This window comes from Bradyrhizobium sp. BRP23 (assembly GCF_020194135.1).
Lineage (GTDB): Bacteria > Pseudomonadota > Alphaproteobacteria > Rhizobiales > Xanthobacteraceae > Bradyrhizobium > Bradyrhizobium yuanmingense.
Window position 1 is genome coordinate 43,780 of sequence record NZ_JADYVW010000004.1, and the last position, 22,866, is coordinate 66,645.

General features: G+C 65.2%; 25 protein-coding genes. 8 read left to right on the forward strand and 17 right to left on the reverse strand.

Annotation, left to right across the window (positions count from 1 at the left end; all coding sequences use genetic code 11):
* Positions 1-57: 57 nt before the first annotated feature.
* The 5 genes from I6F24_RS11690 to I6F24_RS11710 all read right to left on the reverse strand — a co-directional run bounded on the left by I6F24_RS11690 (position 58) and on the right by I6F24_RS11710 (position 7,372).
* Positions 58-870 (reverse strand): ABC transporter permease subunit, encoded by an 813-nt coding sequence (locus tag I6F24_RS11690; RefSeq protein WP_036041161.1) that lies wholly within the window; start codon positions 868-870, stop codon positions 58-60.
* A 4-nt stretch (positions 871-874) separates the two neighbouring features.
* Complete coding sequence (locus I6F24_RS11695; RefSeq protein ID WP_225112931.1) at positions 875-1,789, reverse strand: ABC transporter permease; 915 nt, start codon at positions 1,787-1,789, stop codon at positions 875-877.
* The gene (locus I6F24_RS11700; protein ID WP_225149229.1) at positions 1,786-2,958 is read right to left on the reverse strand and encodes an ABC transporter ATP-binding protein; all 1,173 of its coding nucleotides are present in this window, start codon (positions 2,956-2,958) and stop codon (positions 1,786-1,788) included. The genes I6F24_RS11695 and I6F24_RS11700 overlap by 4 nt, the downstream gene beginning before the upstream one ends.
* 118 nt (positions 2,959-3,076) lie before the next feature.
* Positions 3,077-4,549: a glycerol-3-phosphate dehydrogenase gene (locus I6F24_RS11705; protein ID WP_225149230.1), complete on the reverse strand. Its 1,473-nt coding sequence runs from the start codon at positions 4,547-4,549 to the stop codon at positions 3,077-3,079.
* Between the two features lie 138 nt (positions 4,550-4,687).
* Entirely contained in the window at positions 4,688-7,372 is a 2,685-nt protein-coding gene (locus tag I6F24_RS11710) for an EAL domain-containing protein (protein ID WP_036021968.1), read from the reverse strand.
* Positions 7,373-7,574: 202 nt separating this feature from the next.
* Between I6F24_RS11710 and I6F24_RS11715 the strand changes: the two genes are divergently transcribed.
* On the forward strand, positions 7,575-8,699 hold the full coding sequence (locus tag I6F24_RS11715) for an NAD(P)/FAD-dependent oxidoreductase (RefSeq protein ID WP_036021966.1): 1,125 nt from the start codon (positions 7,575-7,577) through the stop codon (positions 8,697-8,699).
* Between the two features lie 146 nt (positions 8,700-8,845).
* On the opposite strand, the gene I6F24_RS11720 is transcribed toward I6F24_RS11715, so the two are convergent.
* On the reverse strand, positions 8,846-9,028 hold the full coding sequence (locus tag I6F24_RS11720) for a DUF465 domain-containing protein (RefSeq protein WP_008546178.1): 183 nt from the start codon (positions 9,026-9,028) through the stop codon (positions 8,846-8,848).
* Between the two features lie 330 nt (positions 9,029-9,358).
* On the opposite strand from I6F24_RS11720, the gene I6F24_RS11725 reads away from it, so the two are divergent.
* From I6F24_RS11725 to I6F24_RS11735, 3 genes are all read left to right on the forward strand, one after another.
* Entirely contained in the window at positions 9,359-9,565 is a 207-nt protein-coding gene (locus I6F24_RS11725) for a DUF465 domain-containing protein (protein ID WP_008546179.1), read from the forward strand.
* A gap of 131 nt (positions 9,566-9,696) precedes the next feature.
* The gene (locus I6F24_RS11730; protein ID WP_035998725.1) at positions 9,697-9,915 is read left to right on the forward strand and encodes a hypothetical protein; all 219 of its coding nucleotides are present in this window, start codon (positions 9,697-9,699) and stop codon (positions 9,913-9,915) included.
* A 22-nt stretch (positions 9,916-9,937) separates the two neighbouring features.
* Entirely contained in the window at positions 9,938-10,189 is a 252-nt protein-coding gene (locus tag I6F24_RS11735) for a hypothetical protein (protein WP_036021965.1), read from the forward strand.
* Between the two features lies 1 nt (position 10,190).
* Here the strand turns inward: I6F24_RS11735 and I6F24_RS11740 are convergent, their stop codons facing one another.
* Positions 10,191-10,898 carry a GGDEF domain-containing protein gene (locus I6F24_RS11740; RefSeq protein WP_050995844.1) on the reverse strand — a complete coding sequence of 236 codons (708 nt, stop codon included), beginning with the start codon at positions 10,896-10,898 and terminating at the stop codon, positions 10,191-10,193.
* Positions 10,899-11,040: 142 nt separating this feature from the next.
* Here I6F24_RS11740 and purE point away from each other — a divergent pair, with 142 nt between their 5' ends.
* Both purE and I6F24_RS11750 read left to right on the forward strand, forming a co-directional pair.
* Positions 11,041-11,529, forward strand: a complete 489-nt coding sequence (gene purE / locus I6F24_RS11745; protein WP_036021962.1) for a 5-(carboxyamino)imidazole ribonucleotide mutase — start codon at positions 11,041-11,043, stop codon at positions 11,527-11,529.
* On the forward strand, positions 11,526-12,632 hold the full coding sequence (locus I6F24_RS11750) for a 5-(carboxyamino)imidazole ribonucleotide synthase (protein WP_036021959.1): 1,107 nt from the start codon (positions 11,526-11,528) through the stop codon (positions 12,630-12,632). The genes purE and I6F24_RS11750 overlap by 4 nt, the downstream gene beginning before the upstream one ends.
* A 42-nt stretch (positions 12,633-12,674) precedes the next feature.
* Here the strand turns inward: I6F24_RS11750 and aqpZ are convergent, their stop codons facing one another.
* Entirely contained in the window at positions 12,675-13,397 is a 723-nt protein-coding gene (aqpZ, locus tag I6F24_RS11755; protein ID WP_035998714.1) for an aquaporin Z, read from the reverse strand.
* A gap of 259 nt (positions 13,398-13,656) precedes the next feature.
* Here aqpZ and rpsU point away from each other — a divergent pair, with 259 nt between their 5' ends.
* Together rpsU and I6F24_RS11765 are read left to right on the forward strand one after the other, a co-directional pair.
* Positions 13,657-13,953 (forward strand): 30S ribosomal protein S21, encoded by a 297-nt coding sequence (rpsU, locus tag I6F24_RS11760; RefSeq protein WP_008546194.1) that lies wholly within the window; start codon positions 13,657-13,659, stop codon positions 13,951-13,953.
* 101 nt (positions 13,954-14,054) lie between these two features.
* Positions 14,055-14,705: a tetratricopeptide repeat protein gene (locus I6F24_RS11765; RefSeq protein ID WP_074447704.1), complete on the forward strand. Its 651-nt coding sequence runs from the start codon at positions 14,055-14,057 to the stop codon at positions 14,703-14,705.
* A gap of 26 nt (positions 14,706-14,731) precedes the next feature.
* Here I6F24_RS11765 and I6F24_RS11770 read toward each other — a convergent pair whose 3' ends face one another.
* The 9 genes from I6F24_RS11770 to I6F24_RS11810 all read right to left on the reverse strand — a co-directional run bounded on the left by I6F24_RS11770 (position 14,732) and on the right by I6F24_RS11810 (position 22,802).
* Complete coding sequence (locus I6F24_RS11770) at positions 14,732-15,637, reverse strand: hypothetical protein (protein ID WP_036021950.1); 906 nt, start codon at positions 15,635-15,637, stop codon at positions 14,732-14,734.
* Positions 15,638-15,730: 93 nt separating this feature from the next.
* The gene (locus I6F24_RS11775; RefSeq protein ID WP_036021948.1) at positions 15,731-16,015 is read right to left on the reverse strand and encodes a cupin domain-containing protein; all 285 of its coding nucleotides are present in this window, start codon (positions 16,013-16,015) and stop codon (positions 15,731-15,733) included.
* Between the two features lie 12 nt (positions 16,016-16,027).
* Positions 16,028-17,125 (reverse strand): ionic transporter y4hA, encoded by a 1,098-nt coding sequence (locus tag I6F24_RS11780; RefSeq protein WP_035998688.1) that lies wholly within the window; start codon positions 17,123-17,125, stop codon positions 16,028-16,030.
* Positions 17,126-17,173: 48 nt separating this feature from the next.
* Positions 17,174-18,601 carry a sodium:proton antiporter gene (locus I6F24_RS11785; protein ID WP_225146460.1) on the reverse strand — a complete coding sequence of 476 codons (1,428 nt, stop codon included), beginning with the start codon at positions 18,599-18,601 and terminating at the stop codon, positions 17,174-17,176.
* Positions 18,602-18,605: 4 nt separating this feature from the next.
* On the reverse strand, positions 18,606-19,403 hold the full coding sequence (locus I6F24_RS11790; protein ID WP_035998702.1) for an alpha/beta hydrolase: 798 nt from the start codon (positions 19,401-19,403) through the stop codon (positions 18,606-18,608).
* Positions 19,404-19,614: 211 nt separating this feature from the next.
* Positions 19,615-21,012, reverse strand: coding sequence for an NAD(P)(+) transhydrogenase (Re/Si-specific) subunit beta (locus I6F24_RS11795; RefSeq protein ID WP_035998685.1), 1,398 nt, complete (start codon positions 21,010-21,012; stop codon positions 19,615-19,617).
* A 39-nt stretch (positions 21,013-21,051) separates the two neighbouring features.
* Positions 21,052-21,369 (reverse strand): proton-translocating transhydrogenase family protein, encoded by a 318-nt coding sequence (locus tag I6F24_RS11800; RefSeq protein WP_035998681.1) that lies wholly within the window; start codon positions 21,367-21,369, stop codon positions 21,052-21,054.
* Positions 21,370-21,381: 12 nt separating this feature from the next.
* Positions 21,382-22,509 (reverse strand): Re/Si-specific NAD(P)(+) transhydrogenase subunit alpha, encoded by a 1,128-nt coding sequence (locus I6F24_RS11805; RefSeq protein WP_036021943.1) that lies wholly within the window; start codon positions 22,507-22,509, stop codon positions 21,382-21,384.
* A gap of 140 nt (positions 22,510-22,649) precedes the next feature.
* Positions 22,650-22,802, reverse strand: a complete 153-nt coding sequence (locus tag I6F24_RS11810; protein WP_036021940.1) for an aa3-type cytochrome c oxidase subunit IV — start codon at positions 22,800-22,802, stop codon at positions 22,650-22,652.
* Positions 22,803-22,866: the final 64 nt, after the last annotated feature.

Consider the following 22,866-nt stretch of genomic DNA (forward strand, 5'->3'; position numbering starts at 1 on the left):
TGCGCCATTCCGCACCATGGTTCAATGCTGCGTATCGCTCCGGAGTGACGCTCTCCCCTACAGCGGCGCCGCGCTCTCGCCCTGCGAGCTCGACAGCTTGGAGGCGAGCGAAGCGATCACGATCACCACCGCGATCAGCGCGATCACCAACGTGCAGATCGCGTTGATCTCGGGCTTCACGCCGAGCCGCACCTCCGAATAGATACGGATCGGCAGCGTCGCCGAGCCTGGGCCGGTGGTGAAGCTCGCGATCACGAGATCGTCGAGCGACAGCGTGAACGCCAGCATCCAGCCGGCGACGATTGCAGGGGCGATCAGCGGCAGCGTTACGGCAACGAACGCACCGACGGGATTGCAGCCGAGATCCATCGCCGCCTCCTCCAGCGAGCGATCGAGCGAGCCGAGGCGCGACTGCACGACCACCGTGACGAAGCACATGGTGAGCGTGGTGTGGGCGATCGTCACCGTCCAGAAACCGCGCTCGGCGTTCAGCGCAACGAACAGCAAGAGCAGCGACAATCCGGTGATCACCTCCGGCATCACCAGCGGTGCGTAGAGCATGCCTGAGAACAGGGTGCGACCACGAAAGCGTTCACCGCGCGACAGCGCCACCGCTGCGAGCGTGCCGAGCAGCGTCGCGATCGTCGCGGAGGCGACAGCGACCCGCAGGCTCATCCAGGCCGCCTCGATCATGGCGCGATCGTTGAACAACTCATGATACCAGCGCAGCGACCAGCCGCCCCACACCGTCACCAGGCGCGAAGCGTTGAAGGAATAGAGAACGAGGATCAGGATCGGCAAATAGAGGAACGCCAGCCCCAGCGCGAGCGAGGCGATGTTGAAGCGGGACAGGCGGGAGACCTTGCGCATCGCGCTACCTTCCCTGTTCCAGCTGCCGCTTCTGCAGCCGCTCGTACAGCAAGAGCGGCACCAGCAGCACGACCAGCAGCACGATCGCGGCAGCCGAGGCAACCGGCCAGTCCTTGTTGGTGAAGAATTCGAGCCACAGGGTCTGGCCGATCATCAGCGAATTGGAGCCGGCCAGAAGGTCGGGAATGACGAACTCGCCGACGATCGGGATGAAGCACAAGAGCACGCCGGCGCCGACGCCGGGCAGCGACAGCGGGAAGGTGACGAGCCAGAACACCTGCCAGGGCGGCGCGCCGAGATCGGCAGCCGCTTCCTCCAGCACCGGCTCCATCTTGGCGAGCGTCGCGTAGAGCGGCAGGATCATGAACGGCAGATAGGAATAGACGATGCCGATATACATCGCGGTGTCGGTGGAGAGCCACACTACGGGCTGGCTGACCAGATGCAGCGCCAGCAGGACCTGGTTCAGCAGGCCGTCGTGCTGGAGGATGTTGATCCAGGCGTAGATGCGGATCAGGAACGAGGTCCAAAACGGCACGATCACCAGCACCATCGCCACCGCCTGCCAGCGCTGCGGCAGCCGCGCCATCCCGTAGGCGATGGGATAGCCGATCAGGAGCAGCAGCGCGGTGGCCGTGAGGGCGACGGTGAGGCTGCGGACATAGGCGAAGACGTAAATGTCGTCGGAGGCGAGCAGCTTGAAATTGTCGACCGAGAGCGCAGCGAACGCTGCCTTCAGCGCGTCCCATCCCGCCGTGAGGTCGAACACCGGCTCGTAAGGCGGCTGCGCGATCGCGGTCTGCGACAGGCTGATCTTGAGCACGAAGCCGAACGGCACCAGGAAGAACAGCACCATCCAGACATAGGGCGCGATGGCCGCGAAGCGCGCCGGCTTTGCGAAGATGCGGCGCGAGCTCATGATTGCAGCACCACGCAATCGTCGGGCGTGAACCAGGCGACGACATGCTGGTTCAGGCTGTAGGCGTCGACGTCCAGCCGCGCGCTGTTAGCGACCGACGCCTGCAGCATCCCGCCGGTGTCGAGCTTCACCTTATAGGTGGTGGTGCCGCCGAGATAGCAGATGTCCGCGATCACGCCCTCGAGGGTGTTGATCGCCGTCTCACGACCGGCCTCATTGACCGGGCCGCGCCGCGACAGCTTGACCTTCTCGGGGCGGATCGCGACCGCCAGTTTTCCGGTGCCGACGGCCTCGCGCGGCTCGGCCACCACCAGCGCCCCCGCATCGCGCGTGCCGATGACCAGACGATGACCGTCGCGCAATTTTGACTCGCCGTCGAACAGGTTGATGTCGCCGACGAACTCGGCGATCCAGCGCGAGCGCGGCGCCTCATAGAGCTCGCGGGGGTTCGCGACCTGGGCGAGCTTGCCTGATTTCATCACGCCGATTCTATCAGCCATCGTCATCGCCTCCTCCTGGTCGTGGGTGACGATGATGAAGGTCATGCCGAGCCGCCGCTGCAGCTCCATCAGCTCGGCTTGCGTGCTCTCGCGTAGCTTCTTGTCAAGCGCTGCGAGCGGCTCGTCGAGCAGCAGGAGCTGCGGCCGGCGCGCCAAGGCGCGGGCGAGCGCCACGCGCTGGCGCTGACCGCCGGACAGCTGGTCCGGCTTGCGCTTCTCCAATCCCTCGAGCTTGACCAGCGCCACCATCTCCGCGACGCGCGTGGCGATGTCGGCACGCGGCATGCCGGCGCGCTTCAGGCCGAAGGCAATGTTGTCGCGTACCGAAAGATGCGGGAACAGCGCATAGTTCTGGAACATCATGTTGATCGGGCGCTCGTGCGGCAGCGCCTGCGCGATATCCTTGCCGCCGAGCAGGATACGCCCCTCGTCCGGCGCCTCGAAGCCCGCGAGCATGCGCAAGAGCGTGGTCTTGCCGCAGCCGCTCGGGCCGAGCAGCGCGAAGAACTCGCCGGCCTTGATATCGAGCGACACGCCGTCGACGGCGCGGAACATACCGAAGGTCTTGGCGACGCCCTCGATGAGCAGCAGCGGCTGGCCGGTCGCCGGACATGCGTCTCCGCCAGCCGTTTCAGCCGCAACGTTCATCCCGGGCAACTCTTCCGCCATGGTCCCTGCCAACCCCGATTCCGCCGCACGCTAGCGGCCGATTGGCTTTTGCTCAACCGGTTCGGGGAAAACTTACATCGCGCCGCCGTAGCCCGGATGGAGCGAAGCGGAATCCGGGCTACACCAGTGACCGGCTCAGATCCGCCATGAACGCCGCCAGCGCGTCGTGGTCCGTCGCAGGCATTGTCAGGCCCAGCTTGGAACGGCGCCACAGAACGTCATCCGGAAAACGCGCCCACTCGCAGGTCATGAGATATCGCACCTCCGCGCCGGTCAGTTCGGGACCGAAGGCTGGGCCAAGCTCTTTTCGCGTCCTTGCTTCACCGAGCACGGCCGCCAATCGCGAGCCGTAGGCCGCGACCAGGCGCTGGGCTTCCGGCTCGGACAGAAAGCGCCAGCGCTCGCGTGCGAGGTCGACCTCGGTGTCGAAACGATCCCAGGCGAAATCTCCACCTGGCAGCGCTGCGCCGGCGGTCCAGGGCGGCGACATCGGATAGAACGGCGTCAGCCTCGTCACCGCCCGCTCGGCGCGCCGGCGCGCGGTGGTGAGGTCGCCGCCGAACATCGTGATCAGCGGTGCCTTGCGCCGGCGCGCGTGGAACAGGGTTGTGCCCTCGCGTTGCCGCGCGGACGCCGGTCTCAGATTGACGCCGCAGACCGCCCGGACCACGTCGGTCGGGGCGACGCGCTCGCGGAAGTAGCGGCTCGCCGCTTCGCAGAGATAACCGACATCGGCCCCTCGCACCGCCACGATGGCGGGGTCGCCGGTGAAATCGTGCGTGACTGTGCCGATCAGCGTGAACGCGCGCTCAAACGGGCTTGCGAAGATCAGTCGGCCGTCGCTGTTCTGGAACACGTAGACATTGTCTGAATCGAACAGCCTGGGCACGATGATCTGGCTCATCTGCATGGCCGTGGCGGCGGGCTGCGGCTGGCGCAGGACGGTCTCCGCGACGATCGAGGTCCAGCCGCCACTGGTATTGGCCAGCGCCCTTGCTGTAACGGAGCGGCGGTGGCCGCGATCGACCACGGCGAGCCGCCAGATGTCGGTTCGGTCGGCACGCACGCAGCGCGCCCCGGTCCGGATCGTCGCACCACGCTCGGCGGCGTCCAGCGCCGTGAGCACGACAAGGCGGGAATCGTCGACGATACAGTCCGAATATTCGAACGCCGTGCCGAACGGGCGCTTCAGCGCGTTGCCGACCGGGTGATGGGTGATGTCGAGGGTCGTCGATCCGGGCAGGCCGCTCCGGCCGGCGAGGACGTCATAAAGAAACAGGCCGGCCCGCAGCAGCCACGGCGGACGCTCGTCCACATGTGCAGGAATCACAAAACGCATCGGCCGCACCAGATGCGGCGCGATGGCGAGCCAGGTCCGGCGCTCGGCCAGTGCCCGGCGCACCCGCCAAAAGCCGCGGCGCTCCAGCACCGAGAGATCGCCGTGGATCAGCCGCGGTGTGGCCGACGACGCCGCGCCGCCGAGATCGCCCTGCTCGAACAGGATCACCCGCAGGCCGCGGCCCGCCGCATCGCGGGCGAGGCTGACGCCGTTCAGGCCGCCGCCGATGATCGCGAGGTCGTAATCCGCCATGAAGCCGTCGAATGGGAGCGAAGCACTCCCATCCACTAGAGCGATTTCCGTTCCGATGAAATCGGAACGGTGGCTCTAGATTCATATTCTGACGCGTTTTCTTGACGCGAGCCGCTGTCCACTTCGCTCGAAAACGCTCTAACCGGTCTTCAGCGCAAGCTCCATGGCTTCGGCGCGGCCGACGAGCCCGGCATATTTGCCGATCGGCAACGGCTTGCCGAGCAGATAGCCCTGCACCCCGTCACAGCCTTCCTTGGCGAGGAAGGCGAGCTGGTCGAGCGTCTCGACGCCCTCGGCGATGATCGACATTTCGAGGCCGTGGCCGAGGTCGATGACGGCGCGCACGATCGCCGCCGATTGCGGGTTGCGGCCGAGATTGATGATGAAGGCGCGGTCGATCTTGATCTTGTCGAACGGGAACGCCTGGAGATAGCTCAGCGAAGAATAGCCGCTGCCGAAATCGTCCATGGAGATGCGCACGCCGAGCGCCTTCAGGCGGCGCAGCAGCGCAAGGCCGCGATCGAAATCCTCGATCAGAACACCTTCGGTGATCTCGAGCTCGAGCCGGCCGGGTGCGAGGCCCGTCTCGATCAGGATCGAATGGACGAGGCCGACCACGTCGCCGTGCATGAACTGCGCCGGCGACAGATTGACCGCGACCTGCAGCGGCTTCGGCCAGGACGCCGCCTCGCGGCAGGCCTCGCGCAGGATCCACTCGCCCATCTCGACGATGAGGCCGCTCTCCTCGGCGATGGGAATGAATTCGGCCGGCGAAACCTGGCCGCGCACCGGATGCTGCCAGCGCGCCAGCGCCTCGAAGCCGATGATCTCGCTCTCGGCGACGCTGTGGCCCGCGGCCCCCTGCGGCTGGAAGGCGAGCGAGAGCTCGCCGTTCTTGACCGCCATGGAGAGGTCCTGGTGCAGCACGCGGCGGTCGCGGATCTGCTGGTCCATCTCGGGCTGGTAGAGGCTGATCGTGCCGCGCGACTTCTGCTTGGCGCGGAACAGCGCCGCGCCGGCATTGGCGAGCAGCGAGGCGCCATCGGTGCCATTGTGGGGAAAGACCGACATGCCCGTGGTGATGCCGGCGCGGACCGGCCGGCCGTCGATCTGAAAATCCTTCGCGACGGCTTCGCCGATCTGCTGCGCCAGCGCGAGGCCGGCCTCGGGCTGCTTGCCGTCGATGATCAGGCCGAACTCGTCCCCGGACAGGCGCGCCACCACGCCGCCGCGTGCGGAATCCTGGAGCCGATGGGCGACCTCGATCAGGAGCTTGTCGCCGAGCGCATGGCCGAAGACGTCGTTGACCTCCTTGAGGCCGTCGAGGTCGACGCAGAGCACGGCGAACTCCTCGCCGGTGCCCTCGCAAGCCTCGATCATCTGGGTCAGAGCCTGCAGGAAGGCGGCGCGATTCGGCAGATCGGTGAGGCCGTCGTGATAGGCCATGTGCGCCATGCGCGACTCGGTCTGCCGGCGGTCGGTGACATCCTCGTGGGTCTTGATCAGATATTGCGGCTCGCCGGCATCGTTGACCACAGTGGCGCGGCGGGTCAGGAACAGCCGCAGGCCGCCCTTGGTGGAGATCGGATGCTCCTCGGTGATCATCCCGCGCTTCTTGATCGCGGCCTCGTCGCGCGCGACGATCAGCTTGGCTTCCTTGGCGTTGAAGATGTCGGACGCGGTCAGTCCGGTGGCTTCCTCGCGCCTGCGGTTGAGGATCGTCTCCGCGCTGCGGTTGGCGAGCAGATAGCGGCCGTCCTTGACCTGCTCCACGATCAGCGCAACCGGGATGTTGTCGACCACGAGCTCGAGGAACTTCTTGGTGCTCTCCAGCTCCTGCGACAGCGAGCGGCGGTCGGTGATGTCCTCGAACAGGATGAGCAGAAATTCGGGCTTGTTGCTCTCGTTGCGGACCACGATCCGGATCGAGGCGACCATGCGCCGCGCGCCGGCACGATCCACCTCGAACTCATTGCGGTGCTGGCCATCGGGCGAATTGAGCGCGGCCTGGTCAGCGGCCTCGATGCTGGCCGCCGAGGCCGACGCAAACAGCTCCCGTGCATTCCTGCCGACGGCGAAGTCCCGCGACAATCCCCAGAACTTCTCATAGGCGCTGTTGGCGAAGATGTAGCAGCCGTCCTCGATGTTCTTGGCCGCCACGCAGGCCGGCACATGATCGAGCACCGATTCCAGGAACTGCTTGGTGGAGGCGAGCTGCCGCGACAGGTTGCGCTGCTCGGTGACGTCGAGATGGGTCGCCACCGAGCCGCCGTTCGGCAACACGAAATACTTCACCAGGATAGCCCGTCCGTCCGGCAGTTCCGTGGTCAGGCCATTGGCGCTCGATGCCTTTTGGTAAAATTCGTCATCGGTGACGCCGAGCACTCCGCGCTCGCGGCGCAGCCTCAGGATGTCGCAACCGGTCATGTTGGGCCGGAGGTCGGATCGCGTCAGGCCATAGATCTCTAGATAGCGGTCATTGCAGAAGATGACGCGGCGCTGCGCATCCGTCATCACCACGCCCTGGTTGAGGTTGTTCATGGCGGAGGAGATGAAGGCGTTGCGACGCAGCTGCAAACGGCTGGACCGGCGCAGCGAGGAATGGATCCACAGCCCGATCGCGGCGAGGAACGAGCAGACCACGATGCCCGCGATGAGGGCTTCCCAGATCACGCCGGGATCAAGCCTGGTGGGATCGCCCGGAACGGCAAGGCTGTCCGATGCCGCAAAGGCGCGCGCAGGCGCGCCCGTAACGGCCAGGCATAGGAGGGCGTGCACAGCAATCGAAAGCGTGCTGCCCACGTGCCAGTTCTTCTCAGCCATCAGCCACCCGCGATTTCAACGTCGGATTGTCTGGCCTCGCGGGTTTGGATCGGGTAAACGCCTGTGGGCACAACAGAATAATGTGACATAAAATGCGGCAATTGCCCTGACATGATAAACGACTTCTTAACGGAAGCCCCGCCTGCGCCGCCGCATCCGGACCGTGCGCCACCGGTGCTTCCAACTGGTCTCCTGCACAACCATGGATAGGGTCGATTGCGTCGTCATCGGAGCCGGCGTGGTCGGGCTCGCGGTGGCCCGGAAGCTCGCCCAGGCCGGGCGCGAGGTGATCGTGCTGGAGGAAGCCGAGGCGATCGGCACCGTCACCTCCTCGCGCAACAGCGAGGTGATCCATGCCGGCATCTACTACCGGGCCGGGAGCTGGATGGCGCGCATGTGCGTGGCAGGCAAGCACGCGCTGTACCGCTACTGCGCCGAGCGCGGCATCCCGCACAAAAATTGCGGCAAGCTGATCGTCGCGACCAGCCCGAAGGAGACCGAGAAGCTGCAATCGATCAAGGCGCATGCCGAGGCCAACGGCGTGCTCGACATGCAGCTGCTCTCGGGCGAGGCCGCACGCGCGCTGGAGCCGGCGCTCGCCTGCGACGCCGCGCTGCTGTCACCGTCGACGGGCATCATCGACAGCCATTCCTACATGCTCTCGCTGCGCGGCGAAGCCGAGGACGCCGGCGCAGCTTTCGCGTTTCACACCCCGCTGATCCGTGCCAAGGCGGCGGCCGGCCTCATCGAGATCGATGCCGGCGGCGAGGCACCGATGACGCTGCAATGCAGCCTCCTCGTCAACGCCGCGGGGCTGTCGGCAACGCATGTGGCGCGCAGCATCGACGGCATGCCGCTGGACCGGATTCCGCCGGCCTATCTCGCCAAGGGAAACTACTTCAGCTGCAACGCCAGGGCGCCGTTCTCGCGCCTGATCTATCCGGTGCCCGAGCCCGGCGGCCTGGGCGTGCACCTGACGCTGGACATGGCAGGACAGGCGCGCTTCGGGCCTGACGTCGAATGGATCGAGACGATCGACTACGAGGTCGATCCGTCACGCGCCGAGCGCTTCTATCCCGCGATCCGCAAATACTGGCCGACGCTGCCTGACGGCGCGCTGATGCCGAGCTATTCGGGCATCCGCCCGAAGATCGTGCCGCCGGCCGTGGCCACGCAGGATTTCTTGATGCAGGGCCCGCGCGATCACGGCGTTGCAGGCCTGATCAATCTGTTCGGCATCGAATCGCCGGGACTGACGTCCTCGCTCGCGATCGCCGATCACGTCGCCGAGCTCGCAGATATCGACAGTGTTTCGAGAAGCGGATAAGTGTGCGCGTCGAGAGCCACGGGTCCAAGCAAGAGTGAGCGCCGCACAACCGTGTTGCACGGTACACACCTTGCAGCAGGGATGAGCACGGATGCTCTCATCCCTGCGTGAAGGACGTGATCAACTCTACACTGTCACGGGGGTTACTAGTGGAGCGTGTCGCCAGATTGCTTCAGACGCTCGATCTGGTCCTTGACCATCAACTTCCGGCGCTTCAACTCAACAATTTGCAGGTCGTCTGTTGAAAGGTGCACGAGAGCTTCGTGCAATTCGTTTTCGAGAAGTTTGTGCTTCCGTTCCAATTCAACGAGATGTGCCTGAATTGTCATTCGAAACCTCCTCGGTAGGGTTGAACCTTTAGGATTCGATCCGGACAACCAAGTCTACATCACCGATTCGTCCTGTCGATGGGTATCCGTCGTTGCAGCGTCATTTTTGAAAGTTCATATGTAACGAAGCGTGACTAAGGGAACCACGCCGGAAAAATCCATGATATCAATACGCCGACGCACCGCCGCAGCTCCCTGCAGAAATATGTTGCTGGAGATCGGGGACGAGGGATCGCAGATCGCTTGCGATCACGCGGCGCAAGGACGATAATTTCCACAGGGCATCCACAGCCCGGATCTCACGCCTATCGGTTTTCGGCCACCGCAGACATGACCAATGAAGATGAGCGTGAGCTCGAAGCCGAGCTCACCCGGTTGCAGCAGGAACACCGAGATCTCGATGCGGCGATCGATGCATTGCATCAATCGCCCGCCCCCGACCTGTTGCGGTTACAGCGCCTGAAGAAGCGCAAGCTGTTGTTGCGCGACCGCATCGCGTTCATCGAAGACCAGATCACCCCCGACATCATCGCCTGACCGTGAGCCGGTCTTGCGCGGCGCCCCGCCGCTTCCGAATCCGCTTGACTCAATAAGAACAAAATAGGAACATTCGCGGGCGCCCCAACACCTCAGAGAACGCTCAAGGACAACACACGAGGACAACGCAGATGTCGGCAACCGCCCTTTTCGACAACAGCCATTACGAACAGGCCTGCGATCAGGCGATCGCGATGTGCGACGGCAATCTGCGCAGCACCATCAAGGCGCTGATCATGGCCAACGAATATCTGGAAGCCGAGCTGGAGGAATTGCAGGCGGCGATTTCAGCCGGCTGCATTCCGGAGATCTCGCGCAGCAAGATGCGGAGCAAGAGCAGCGCCGCATAATCTTCAACCTTGGAGCAACGCCATGTCGGATGTGACCTATTACGTTGCAATGCCCTTCTTGATCGATGACGACGGATCACCCGTCGCAGGCGCTGCAGAGGAGTGTCAGTCCTCGACGGCGGCGCTGCGACGCGCAGAGATGCTGGCGCGCGGCGCCGGCCATATCGGCGCGATCGCGTTCAGCCGCAGCGGCGATCCCATGACCGGCGAATTCGGCGACGCGACGCTGCTGCGCAAGTTCGGCAACGTGCCGGAAGATCTTGCCACCCTCTAGACTAGCGCTCGCCGCCGACCAGCCTGATCCGCGGCTCGTGCCGGCGGCTCGCCTTGCGCACATACATGGCGGCATCCGCATCCTCCAGGGCGCGGCCTGCAGCGGATTGCGGACCGAGCAGCGCGACGCCGGCCGAGGCGCCCGCGGCCACGTGCTGGCCGCGAAAAACGAATGACAATTCGTCGATCGCCTGCTCCAAGGCCGCAGCCTTGACCTTCGCATCGGTCTCGCTGAGATTCCAGAGCAGCAGCGCGAACTCGTCGCCCCCGAGCCGGCCGACCACGTCGGAGGCGCGGATCTGTCGCGTCAGCGTGGCGACAATCGCCTTGAGCACCTCATCGCCGGCGGCATGACCGAAGGAATCGTTGATCGGCTTCAGCCGATCGACGTCGAGCACGATCAGCGCCCCGCTGGCGCGGTAGCGCTTCATATAGGCGATGGCGCGCGCGAGCTCGCGCTCGAAACCGCGCCGGTTGGGAATCCCGAGCAGGAAATCGGTATCGGCGGCCGCCTCGAGCTCCGAGATCCGCAGCAGGGCCGCCTTGAGCTTGCTCCTGAGGCCGCGGATGATCGCCTTGCCGTCATCGGCAGCCGGCGCTCTGCGCAAGGCCGGTTTGGCCGCGCGGCTCGAAACGGCTTTGGATCGGGCGGCGCTCATGTTCCGGCCCTTTCTGGCCTTCGCAGGGCTCGCCCTTTTCGGTTTCTTCATGGGCATCGTGCTCAATGAAGGCTTGCGGGGATTCACCAAGACAGGATAGTGGATTCCCTTCTCCTTGCCACCGCCTTGCGAGCCGCCGGCCGGAATCATTAATCTGGCCTATCTCTCTGTTTTTCTGGGCACAATTGACGTCATGACCGCGCCGATCGCCATCATCATGGGAAGCCAGTCGGACTGGGACACGATGCGGCACGCCGCCGACACGCTTGACGCGCTCGGCATTGCTGCCGACAGCCGCATCGTCTCGGCCCACCGCACGCCCGACCGGCTGTTCGCATTCGCCAAGGGTGCCAAGGCCGCAGGCTACAAGATTATCATCGCCGGCGCCGGTGGCGCGGCCCATCTGCCCGGCATGGCGGCGGCGCTGACGGAACTCCCGGTGTTTGGTGTTCCCGTCGAATCCAAGACGCTCAGGGGCGTCGATTCGCTCTATTCGATCGTCCAGATGCCCGCGGGCATTCCGGTCGGCACCCTCGCCATCGGCAAGGCCGGCGCGATCAATGCCGCGCTGCTGGCAGCCGCCGTGCTGGCATTGTCCGACCCCGCCCTGTCGGATCGCCTCGCCGCCTGGCGCAAGGCCCAGACCGAGGCGGTCGCCGAGCGGCCGGAGGACAAGGCGTGACGGACACCAGGCACGTGAAGCTGAAGCCCGGTGACACCATCGGAATCCTCGGCGGCGGACAATTGGGCCGGATGCTTGCCATGGCCGCGGCGCGACTCGGCCTGCGCTGCCAGGTGTTCTCGCCCGATCCGGATTCACCGGCCTTCGACGTCGTGCTGAACGCGACCTGCGCCGAATATGCCGACGTCGAGGCGCTCGAATTGTTCGCGCATGATGTCGACGTCATCACCTACGAATTCGAGAACGTGCCGGCGGCAGCCGCGCTGGTATTGGACGCGCGCCGCCCGGTGCTGCCCAACCGCAAGATCCTCGAGACGACCCAGGACCGGCTCGCCGAGAAGGATTTCGTGACGAAGCTCGGGATCGGCACTGCCGCCTACGCCGACGTCACCTCCGTCTCCTCGCTGCGCGAGGCGATCGCCAGGATCGGCCTTCCAGCGGTGCTGAAAACCCGCCGCTTCGGCTATGACGGCAAGGGCCAGGCCATCATCCGCGAGGGCGACGACATCGCGAAGGTGTGGACCAGCCTCGCCACCAAATCGGCGATCCTGGAGGCCTTCGTGCCCTACGAGCGCGAGATCTCCGTGATCGCCGCGCGCGCGGCCACGGGCGAGGTCGAGTGCTTCGACGTCACCGAGAACGAGCACCGCGACCACATCCTGAAGATATCGCGTGCGCCCGCGCCGATTCCTGACGCGCTCGCCGAGGAGGCGCGCAGCATCGCGAGCAAAATCGCAAGCGCGCTCGACTATGTCGGCGTGCTCGCGGTCGAGATGTTCGTGCTGGCAGGCGGCACCGGACCGAAGGTGCTGGTCAACGAGATCGCGCCGCGCGTGCACAATTCCGGGCACTGGACGCTCGACGGCGCCTCCGTCTCACAGTTCGAGCAGCACATCCGCGCCATCGCCGGCTGGCCGCTCGGCAAGCCGGTGCGCCACGGCGAGGTCGTCACCATGACCAACCTGATCGGCGACGAGATCAACGATTACGAAAAGTGGCTGAGCGTGCCGGGCGCGACCGTGCACATCTACGGCAAGGGCGCGCCGCGCCCCGGCCGCAAGATGGGCCACGTGACAGAAGTCAGGCCGCCCCGGGACAAGTGACGGGATCGCAGCAAGAGCTGCAATCCCGCCGGGTGATTGTGACTACGCCGTCTTCACGCCCGCAACGACGCCGCTGGGCTCCTCGCTGAGCCAGCGATAGATCACCCCGCCGAGCGCGCCGCCGATCAGCGGCGCGACCCAGAACAGCCACAGCTGCGACAGCGCCCAGCCGCCGACGAACAACGCCGGGCCGGTGCTGCGCGCCGGGTTCACCGAGGTGTTGGTGACGGGAATGCTGACGAGGTGGATCATCACCAGCGCGAGCCCGATCGCCAGCGGAGCGAAACCCGCCGGCGCGCGCCCATGGGTCGCCCCCATGATGATGAACAGGAACATCATGGTCATCACCACCTCGGTGAGGAAGCCGGCCATCATGCTGTACTGACCGGGCGAATGCGCGCCATAGCCGTTGGAGGCGAAGCCCTTGCTGACGTCGAAGCCGGGCGCCCCACTCGCAATGACATAGAGCAGCGATGCGGCGACAATCGCGCCCGCCACCTGGGCGATCACATAAGGCAGGATCTGGCCGGCCGGAAAGCGGCCGCCGGCGGCGAGACCGACCGTGACGGCCGGATTCAGATGGCACCCGGAGATGTGGCCGATCGCGTAGGCCATGGTGACGACGCTCAATCCGAAAGCCAGGGACACGCCGACCAGCCCGATCCCGACCTGCGGGAAGCCGGCGGCGATCACCGCGCTTCCGCAGCCCGCGAATGTCAGCCAGAAGGTGCCGATGGCTTCGGCAGCATATTTTTTGATGTCCATTGTAGTCCCTCATTGCAAAGATTCCGGAACAAAGCTCCGGTGCGGCCCCGTCCTCGGCGCCAAATCGCCCAAATCGGGGCCGCATGGAGGTATTTTCGCCGCATTTAATGGCCGAACTTGGCCCGAAAATCCGCTTGGCCGGTGGACATCTGCGGTTTTGTCTGATACATCCGCGCGCTCAAGGTTAAGGGCTTGCGCGTTTCGCCATCCCCTTTGACTTACCAGAATTCAAATCCGATCCACCTGAAGAGGATGCCGCGTGCAGGTTCTCGTTCGCGATAACAATGTTGATCAAGCCCTCAAGGCGCTGAAGAAGAAGATGCAGCGCGAGGGAATTTTCCGCGAGATGAAGCTCCGCGGTCATTACGAGAAGCCCTCCGAGAAGAAGGCCCGCGAAAAGGCCGAGGCCGTGCGCCGCGCGCGCAAGCTGGCCCGCAAGAAGCTGCAGCGGGAAGGCCTGCTGCCGATGAAGCCGAAGCCGGTGTTCGGCGCCGGCCCGGGCGGTGATCGCGGCGGTCGTGGCGGCCCCGGTGCAGGTCCGCGCGGACCGCGCTGAGCCGATTCAGCAAGACTTTAGTTTTCGATGACGCGGGCCCCGGGCCCGCGTTATTGTTTTGAGGACTTGTCGGATCAAGCTCTAGCGCGAGCCAACCGTAGATGGCCTCCCCTTTCTCCCAGCGCGGCCTTCCGCGACGGCGCCGGATCTGGCAGCCGCCGCTCGCGGCGGCCCTGACGGGGATCGTGCTGGGCGGCTGCTCGTTCGATCTGGGATCACTGATGCCGGAGAAGGACAAGCCGCAGGAGGCCCCCAAGGCCGCCGCGCCGGCCGAGAGCGCGGTGAGCGCCGGCAACGTCACCGAAGCCCAGGCCCATACCGCGAAGGCTCAGTCTCTGGCGAAGTCAGGCGAGGCCGCGGCAGCGCTCGACGAGTTCAATCGCGCGATCGGCCTCGATCCCTACAATGCGCAGGCGCTCTATGGCCGCGCCCTGATCTACCAGGGCAACAACCAGCACGACTTCGCGATCGCCGATTTCAGCGCCGCCAGCGGACTCAACCCGCAAAAGGCCGAGCCGCTGCTGGGCCGCGCCAACAGCTATCTCGCGCTCGGCAAGGTCAAGGAGGCCGCAGCCGATCTCGACGAAGCCTCCGAGGCCGATCCGAACAATGCCCAGGTCTGGACCGCGCGCGGTCAGGTCTATGAGCGCTTGGGCGACAAAGCCAAGGCGGCGGCGTCCTACACCAAGGCGGTTGCGCTTCGTCCACGCGACGAACCCGCTCGCAGCGGTCTCGCCCGCGTCGGCGGCTGACGGTTTGGCGGAGGCTGAGCGGAGTTCTAGTCGGGCGTGGCGCTCTTGGGCAGAACGGCGTTGAACATCGACTTCATGCCCGACAGCATCTCGTCGGCGACATTGGTCTTCTTCGGCCGCGGCAGGGCGGCGCCCGCATCGGCACGCAGGTCGAGCGGCGGTGCGATGACCGGCACGGGAATGTCGGCCGGCGGCGTCACCCGATTCGGATCATCGTTGCCGATCGAGGCCGTGTAGGGCGGATTGGAGCCCCCATTGCCATAGGCCTCGGGTGAGGGCGTCGAGACATTGATCGGCGGCGGCAGCGGACGGACTGGAGACGGCTCCACATTCACGACACGCGGAGCCTCCGGCGTGCGGGCGGCGTCCCGCACCGCAGGCTCAGCCGGCTTGGTCTCCGACGCGCGAGCCTCGGCAGGCTTGGTTTCCGACGACCTGGCCTCAGCAGCCTTGCCCTCGGGCGACTTGCGCAGGCGCTCGATCGCAGCACGCGCCAGATCGTTGGCGTCGGGAGCCGCGGAAGCCGCCGTCGGGGCCGAATTGGCCTCAACCACGGGAGCAGAAGCCGCCGGTGCGGATTTCGCCGCGGCCTTGTCGCGGGCAGAGGGACGTCCGCGCGGACCGGTGTCAGCGGGAGCCACGTCTGCGGCCTTGGTCTCGGCGGCCGGCGGATGATCGACCGGCTTCTCGACCGCCGCCTTGTCCGTCACGCTCTTCTCGGGGATGCCCTTGGCCTTGACGCCGGAGGCGGGAAGGTTGGCGGTATCGGTGGGTTTGCCGTCGCTGCCGGTCTGGGCAGGCGCGGTCACGGCGGCTGGGGTGTCGGCGGCCGGCTTGGCGTTGATGTAATGATTGACGATGTAGGCCCCGATGATCGTCGCGAGCACCGAGGGGAAAATATCCATCGAAATTTTTGCGAGGTATTTCAGCATTCCGACCACACTCCCCGCGCGACCTGATGCGGGAACTTTAGGGCATTGTGAGGGATCAACTGCGACGGATCGATGGCAAACAGGGGCGCGACCCTAGCGTTTCAGCTCAATTTCAAGGAACACGATCTCAGTTGAGGTTTCGTTAAGTACGTCATGCTGGACACCGGCCTTGCGGAAATAGGATTTCCCGGCGGCAAGCTGCGCCTTGGACCTTTCGCCATTGGGCGCGACGATGGTCATCTCGCCGGCGGCGACCGGAACGATCACATAGTCCATGCCATGGGTGTGATGGCCGGTGGCGCTGCCGGGGGCAAGCCGCCATTCGGTCACCCGGACCTCTTCGTTGTCGACCTGAACCTCGGACTTGGCGGCAAGCACTGGGAGCTCCTTCTAGGGTACGAAAACCATGAACACGTAGACGGCAAATACCACCATATGCACCAGGCCGAACAGGACATTGGTCCTGCCCGTGCCGAAGGTCAGCATGCTCAGGAAGAAGGTCAGCAGCAGGAGCACGCTGCCCTGGGCGCCGAGGCCGAGCTCGAGCTCCTTGTCGAGCGCGTAAGTGGCGACCCCGACGGCAGGAATGGTCAGGCCGATGGTCGCCAGCGACGATCCCAGAGCGAGGTTGATGCTCTTCTGGAGGTCGTTCTGGCGGGCCGCCGAGACGGCCGCGACGCCTTCCGGCATCAGGATTAGAAGCGCGACCAGAAGCCCGGCAAAGGCCGGCGGCGCGCCGATCTTGGCCGCGACGGCGTCGACCACCAGCGAGAATTTCTTGGAGAGCAGCACGACCGCCAGCAGCGCGATCAGCAGCAGCACGACGCTGAGCACCAGCATCCTGCCCGACAGATGCACCTCGCCGCTGCCGGCGTACGCCCGCTCGTGGACGAAGTAATCCTTGTGCAGGACCGTCTGGGTGTAGAGAAACACCGCATAGAGCGCCAGCGTGACCACGTCGACGAAGCCGAGCTGGACCGCCGAATAGACAGGCCCCGGCGTGGTGGTGGTGTAGTTCGGCAGGATCAGCGTGATGGTCGCGAGCGCGAACAGGACGCTGAGATAGACGTTGGCGCCGGAGAGCTGAAAACCCTGCTCGCGATAGCGCAGGCCGCCGATGAAGATGCAGAGCCCGACGAGGCCGTTGCAGACGATCATGACCACGGCGAACACGGTGTCGCGCGCCAGTGCCGGGGCAGGCTTGTCGCCCAGCATGATCGTGGTGATCAGCGCGACCTCGATGATGGTCACCGAGAGCGTCAGCACCAGCGTGCCGTAGGGTTCGCCGACCCGCTCCGCGATCACCTCGGCATGATGAACCGCCGCGAACACCGTGCCGAACAGGATGACCAGAAGGACGACGGTGAAGAGAAGACCGCCAAACGACAGCGTGAAGACGTAATCCGTGGCGCTGACGGCTGCGAACAACAGCAGGGCCAGCGCCGGAAAGACCCAGGCCGACCGGGGCATCGGATCATGCGCGCTCATCCATCGGCTCCAACTACAAAGCGAGCAATAGCAAATCGGCCGGCGGATTCAATGCCAGTGCAGGATCGGTGCGACCGGCAGGAACGTCAGCAACAGGAACAGCGGGATCAGCACGGCGCCGGCGCGCAGGAGATAACCGAAGAAGCTCGGCATCGCGACGCCGTTCTCGCGGGCGATGCTGCTCACCATGAAGTTCGGCGCGTTGCCGATATAGGTGAGCGCTCCCATGTAGACCGCTCCCATGGAGATCGAGGCGAGCGTGCCCGAGAGCTGATGCATCAGCACCTGCGGATTGCCGCCGGCGAGCTCGAAGAACAGCAGATAGGTCGGCGCATTGTCGAGGAACGCGGACATCAGGCCGGTGAACCAGAAATAAACGACCTCGCGCGGCGCGCCATCCGGCGCCGTCACCGCCGACAGCAGCCAGGCGAACGCGCCGTGATGGCCGGCATTGAGCATGGCAATGACCGGGATGATGGCGACGAAGATGCCCGCGAACAGTTTTGCGACCTCGCGGATCGGCTCCCAGGTGAAGCCGTTGGCCTGCCTGTGCTCGTCGGGCGTCAGCCACACCGACAGCGCCGCGATGGCCAGCAGCGCCAGGTTGCGCGCGACGTCCTCCAGCTCCAGCTTGGTACCGAAAATGTCGAAGGCAATGTCGGGCCTCCACATCGCCGAAGCGAGAAGGCTGGCGACGATGGCTGCGATCAGCACCAGATTGACGAGGCCGCGGATGCGCAACGGCTCTCCCCGGCCTGTGTCGGCGGGCGGCGGCTCACTGCGAAAGCGCCAGACGTCGACGACGGCGAAGATCGCGAGCAGCAGGACGGCGACGAGTGCTGTCTGCAACCAGATGGTCCGCGTGGTCCAGAAGAAGTCAACGCCATGCAGGAAGCCGACGAACAGCGGGGGATCGCCGAGCGGGCTCAGCGCGCCGCCGACGTTGGCCACCAGGATGATGAAGAAGATGACGACATGGGTGTTGTGGCGCCGCTGCCGGTTGGCGCGGATCAAGGGGCGGATCAGGATCATCGCGGCACCCGTGGTGCCGACGATGCTCGCCCCCAGCGTGCCGAGCGCGAGGATGCCGACATTCGCCGCCGGCGTGCCCTTGATGTCGCCGGTGATGAGGATGCCGCCGGCCACGACATAGAGAGCGAACAGCAGCACGATGAAGCCGAGATATTCGGCGAGCATGGCATGGACCAGCGCCGCCAAGGTCGCCGCGCCGCCGGCAAAGACGACGAGCGCGGCGAGCGCCAGCAGCGACCAGGCGGCGGTGATCTTGCCGTAGTGGTGATGCCAGATCTTCGGCAACAGCAGCGGCCCCATTGCAATCGACAGCAACAAGCCGGCAAAGGGCAGCGCATAGGGCCAGCGCATCGCCGCACCATCGAGGCCGGTCGCGGCAAGCGCATTCTGCGGCAGAAGCGTCAAGCAGGAGACGGCGAGCGCGGGGATGTAACGTTGAGCCAAGCCGTCAGCCGCCAATGAAGCCTCTCGCCGTTTCGATCGCGCCATATTGATCGAGATCGTCGTGCCCGCCGCCCTCGATGCGAACGAACCGCTTGGGCTCGCGGGCGAGCGCGAACAGACGCTCTCCGAAGACGATCGAAATGACAAGGTCATTGGTGCCATGCATGACGAGCAGCGGCACCGTGACGCGCGACATGCGCTGGTCCGAATGGAACGGGTCGCGCATCAGAAGGCGGACCGGAACGAACCAGAACGATGACCCCGCAATGTCGGCCGTCGACGTATAGGGCGCCTCCAGGATGAGTTTTCCAACGCGATGCTCCGAGGCGAGCGCGACCGCGACGCCCGTCCCGAGCGAAAAGCCCCAGGCGACGATTCGTTCCGCCGCATAGCGCGCGGTGGTGAACGCGTAGGCGGCTGCAGCGTCGCGCAGCAGGCCCTGCTCGCTCGGCATCCCGCTCGAGCCGCCATAGCCGCGATAGGACAGCGCAACGAGGCCGGTGCCGTCGGCAGTCATCGCCTTGAAACGGCCGACGCGGCCGGCGAGAAAATCGCCATTGCCGTGGAAGTAGAGGATCACGGAACGACCGGGCTTGGCCGGCACGTGCCAGACGATGACCTGCTCGCCATCAGACGTGGTCAGGACATGCTCTTGCGCCTCGGGAAGGCCCGCAGCATCGGGTGCGGTGCGGCCGGCGGGCGGGATCGGAAACAGCATCTCGCGCTGGCGGACGTACAGCACGAGGAGACCGGCGCAATAGACGGTCAGGAGCACGATGGCGATCCACTTGACAATGCTCATCATTGCGCGGCCGCTCCCTCGCTTGAGACTAGGGCTTGCGACGGCTCCGCAGCAATTTCATGACGTCGGTCGCAGGCTCGCCGGAACGTCGCGGCAGCTGCACGCCGCCTTGTGGGCAGCGTGCCAGGCGACGCGCTGCTCGCGCACGCCTTGGGCGGCATGCGATCGGACTGGTGCCATTCCTAATTGATGGCCACGGTCCCTCCCCCCGTCACATCGCCTTGACGATGTTCTCGGTGACCTTCTTGGCGTCGCCGAGCAGCATCATGGTGTTGTCGCGGTAGAACAGCGGATTGTCGATACCGGCATAGCCCGACGCCAGCGAGCGCTTGATGAACATCACCGTGCCGGCCTTCCAGACCTGGAGCACCGGCATGCCGTAGATCGGCGAAGTCTTGTCCTCTTCGGCCGCCGGGTTGGTGACGTCGTTGGCGCCGATCACGAAGGCAATGTCGGCCTGCGCGAATTCGGAGTTGATGTCCTCGAGCTCGAACACCTCGTCATAGGGCACGTTGGCTTCGGCCAGCAGCACGTTCATGTGGCCGGGCATGCGGCCGGCGACCGGGTGAATGGCGTATTTCACCTCGACGCCTTCCTTCTTGAGCATGTCCGCCATCTCGCGCAGCGCGTGCTGGGCCTGCGCCACCGCCATGCCGTAGCCGGGCACGATGATGACCTTGGAGGCGTTCTTCATGATGAAGGCCGCATCGTCCGCCGAGCCGAGCTTGGCGGGCTTCTGCTCGCCCGTGGCGCCGCCGGCCGCCGCGGTCTCACCGCCGAAGCCGCCGAGGATGACCGAGATGAAGGACCGGTTCATCGCGTGGCACATGATGTAGGACAGGATCGCGCCCGAGGAACCGACCAGCGCGCCGGTGATGATCAGCGCGGAATTGCCGAGCGTGAAGCCGATGCCGGCGGCCGCCCAACCCGAATAGGAGTTCAGCATCGAGATCACGACCGGCATGTCGGCGCCGCCGATCGGGATGATCATGAGCACGCCGAGCGCCAGCGCGATGATGGTGATCATCCAGAAGTCGAACGCGCCGCCGGTGAGGACGAGACGGACGATGAAGAACACCAGCGCGACGGCCAGCGCGATGTTGATGATGTGGCGGAACGGCAGGATGATCGGCGCGCCGCTCATGCGCGCGGACAGCTTCAGGAAGGCGATCACCGAGCCGGTGAAGGTCAGCGCGCCGATGGCGACACCGAGCGACATTTCGACCAGACTTGATGCATGAATGGCGCCAGGCTTGCCGATGTCGAAGGCCTCAGGCGCGTAGAACGCGCCGGCAGCGACCAGCACCGCGGCCATGCCGACCAGCGAGTGGAAGGCGGCGACCAGTTCCGGCATCGAGGTCATCGGCACGCGGCGGGCGATCACCGCGCCGATGCCGCCGCCGATCGCGACCGCGAGGATCACGAGGACCCAGGCCACGCCATCCGCCGGCGGATGGCTCGCCAGCGTGGTGGCGACCGCGATCGCCATGCCGATCATGCCGAACAGATTGCCCTGGCGCGAGGTTGCCGGGCTCGACAGCCCGCGCAGCGACAGGATGAACAGCACCCCCGCCACGAGATACAAGAATGCAGAGAGATTGGCGCTCATCTCAGGTCCCCATTGATCCCTTCAGCCCGAGGTGGCCGCTTACTTCGACTTCTTCTTGTACATCGCCAGCATGCGCTGGGTGACAAGGAAGCCGCCGAAAATGTTCACGCAGGCGAAGACGAGCGCGACGAAGCCGAAGCCGCGCGCCCAGCCCGAGCCGCTCGAAACCATGCCGACGCCGACCGCGAGCAGCGCGCCGACCACGATCACCGAGGAGATCGCGTTGGTCACGCTCATCAGCGGCGTGTGCAGCGCCGGCGTCACCGACCACACCACGAAATAGCCGACGAAGACGGCGAGGACGAAGATCGACAGCCGGAAGATGAAGGGGTCGACGACCTGTGCAGCGTGCTCCATGGCAATCTCTCCTTAAGCTTTCGGCTGGAAGTTCGGGTGGATCACGGCGCCGTCCTTCGTCAGCGCGGTAGCCTTGACGAGTTCGTCGTCCCAGTTGACGGCGAGCTTCTTCTCTTTCTTGTCGACCATGGTCTCGATGAAGGAGAACAGATTGCGCGCGTAGAGGCTGGAGGCCGAGGCCGCAACGCGACCCGCAACGTTGGTGTAGCCGACGATCTTGATGCCATCGAGGTCGACGACTTCGCCGGCCTTGGCGCCCTCGACATTGCCGCCGCGTTCGACGGCGAGATCGACCAGCACCGAGCCGGGCTTCATCGACTTGACCATGTCGGCACTGACGAGCTTCGGCGCCGGGCGGCCCGGAATCAGCGCGGTGGTGATGACGATGTCCTGCTTCTTGATGTGCTCGGCGGTGAGCGCGGCCTGCTTGGCCTGGTATTCTTTCGACATTTCCTTGGCGTAGCCGCCGGCGGTCTGCGCGTTCTTGAACTCCTCGTCCTCGACGGCGAGGAATTTCGCGCCGAGGGATTCCACCTGCTCCTTGGTGGCAGGCCGCACGTCGGTCGCGGTCACGACGGCGCCGAGACGGCGCGCGGTCGCGATCGCCTGGAGGCCGGCGACGCCGACGCCCATCACGAACACCTTTGCGGCAGGCACGGTGCCGGCTGCGGTCATCATCATCGGAAAGGCGCGGCCGAAGGCTTCGGCGCCCTCGATCACGGCGCGGTAGCCGGCGAGGTTGGCCTGCGAGGACAGCACGTCCATCACCTGCGCTCGGGTGATGCGCGGCATCAATTCCATCGCGAAGGCGGCGATGCCGGCATCGGCCATCGTCTTCAGCGCGGCATCGTTGCCGTAGGGGTCCATGATGGCGATGACGAGGGCGCCGCGCTTGTACTGCGCCAGCTCGGATGCCTCAGGGCGCTTCACCTTGATGATGATGTCGGCGTCCTTGAGCGCGTCAGCGCTGACGGTGGCGCCGACCGCGGTGAATTCGGAATCCGGCAGGCCCGATTTGATGCCGGCACCCGGCTCGACGGCGATCTCGGCGCCCAACGCCTTGAACTTCTTCACCGTATCAGGCGAAGCGGCGACCCGCGGCTCCGACGGATCTATTTCTTTGGCAACGGCGATCTTCATAGGCCCTCCGGCGACGCGGACAAAAACGCGCACGCGAACTTAGCGTTACTCCCGCAACGTTTGGATACCGGTTTTGAAACCGGCTTGTATGCAAATTTAATGAGCAGCCGCCGGCGTTGGCGGATGCAGCCGACGATGGATCAGGTCAGAAAGACCGCCATCAGGATCACGATGAGCGCGACCGAGACCGTGCCGTACTTCACCAGCTTGATGAAGCCCTCATAGGTCTGCTCGTGGGCAACGTAGTCGTTGCCGTCGGCGATGGTGTACGCCACTTCGCTATGGTCAGCCATGGAATGTCCCCAATCGAACGTCGAATTCTCGGGCTGGGATACCTGAAAGATTTAGACAGGGCAA

What these genes read in the sequence shown, in the direction of transcription:
- I6F24_RS11700 (WP_225149229.1), bottom strand. Translation starts at nt 2,958, where the DNA reads ATGGCGGAAGAGTTGCCCGGGATGAACGTTGCGGCTGAAACGGCTGGC.
- aqpZ (WP_035998714.1), bottom strand. Translation starts at nt 13,397, where the DNA reads ATGGACATCAAAAAATATGCTGCCGAAGCCATCGGCACCTTCTGGCTG.
- I6F24_RS11715 (WP_036021966.1), top strand. Translation starts at nt 7,575, where the DNA reads ATGGATAGGGTCGATTGCGTCGTCATCGGAGCCGGCGTGGTCGGGCTC.
- I6F24_RS11780 (WP_035998688.1), bottom strand. Translation starts at nt 17,125, where the DNA reads ATGAGCGCGCATGATCCGATGCCCCGGTCGGCCTGGGTCTTTCCGGCG.
- I6F24_RS11735 (WP_036021965.1), top strand. Translation starts at nt 9,938, where the DNA reads ATGTCGGATGTGACCTATTACGTTGCAATGCCCTTCTTGATCGATGAC.
- I6F24_RS11795 (WP_035998685.1), bottom strand. Translation starts at nt 21,012, where the DNA reads ATGAGCGCCAATCTCTCTGCATTCTTGTATCTCGTGGCGGGGGTGCTG.
- I6F24_RS11790 (WP_035998702.1), bottom strand. Translation starts at nt 19,403, where the DNA reads ATGAGCATTGTCAAGTGGATCGCCATCGTGCTCCTGACCGTCTATTGC.
- I6F24_RS11740 (WP_050995844.1), bottom strand. Translation starts at nt 10,898, where the DNA reads ATGAAGAAACCGAAAAGGGCGAGCCCTGCGAAGGCCAGAAAGGGCCGG.
- I6F24_RS11695 (WP_225112931.1), bottom strand. Translation starts at nt 1,789, where the DNA reads ATGAGCTCGCGCCGCATCTTCGCAAAGCCGGCGCGCTTCGCGGCCATC.
- I6F24_RS11765 (WP_074447704.1), top strand. Translation starts at nt 14,055, where the DNA reads ATGGCCTCCCCTTTCTCCCAGCGCGGCCTTCCGCGACGGCGCCGGATC.
- I6F24_RS11690 (WP_036041161.1), bottom strand. Translation starts at nt 870, where the DNA reads ATGCGCAAGGTCTCCCGCCTGTCCCGCTTCAACATCGCCTCGCTCGCG.
- I6F24_RS11810 (WP_036021940.1), bottom strand. Translation starts at nt 22,802, where the DNA reads ATGGCTGACCATAGCGAAGTGGCGTACACCATCGCCGACGGCAACGAC.
- I6F24_RS11720 (WP_008546178.1), bottom strand. Translation starts at nt 9,028, where the DNA reads ATGACAATTCAGGCACATCTCGTTGAATTGGAACGGAAGCACAAACTT.
- purE (WP_036021962.1), top strand. Translation starts at nt 11,041, where the DNA reads ATGACCGCGCCGATCGCCATCATCATGGGAAGCCAGTCGGACTGGGAC.
- I6F24_RS11705 (WP_225149230.1), bottom strand. Translation starts at nt 4,549, where the DNA reads ATGGCGGATTACGACCTCGCGATCATCGGCGGCGGCCTGAACGGCGTC.
- I6F24_RS11805 (WP_036021943.1), bottom strand. Translation starts at nt 22,509, where the DNA reads ATGAAGATCGCCGTTGCCAAAGAAATAGATCCGTCGGAGCCGCGGGTC.
- I6F24_RS11710 (WP_036021968.1), bottom strand. Translation starts at nt 7,372, where the DNA reads ATGGCTGAGAAGAACTGGCACGTGGGCAGCACGCTTTCGATTGCTGTG.
- I6F24_RS11725 (WP_008546179.1), top strand. Translation starts at nt 9,359, where the DNA reads ATGACCAATGAAGATGAGCGTGAGCTCGAAGCCGAGCTCACCCGGTTG.
- I6F24_RS11730 (WP_035998725.1), top strand. Translation starts at nt 9,697, where the DNA reads ATGTCGGCAACCGCCCTTTTCGACAACAGCCATTACGAACAGGCCTGC.
- I6F24_RS11800 (WP_035998681.1), bottom strand. Translation starts at nt 21,369, where the DNA reads ATGGAGCACGCTGCACAGGTCGTCGACCCCTTCATCTTCCGGCTGTCG.
- I6F24_RS11770 (WP_036021950.1), bottom strand. Translation starts at nt 15,637, where the DNA reads ATGCTGAAATACCTCGCAAAAATTTCGATGGATATTTTCCCCTCGGTG.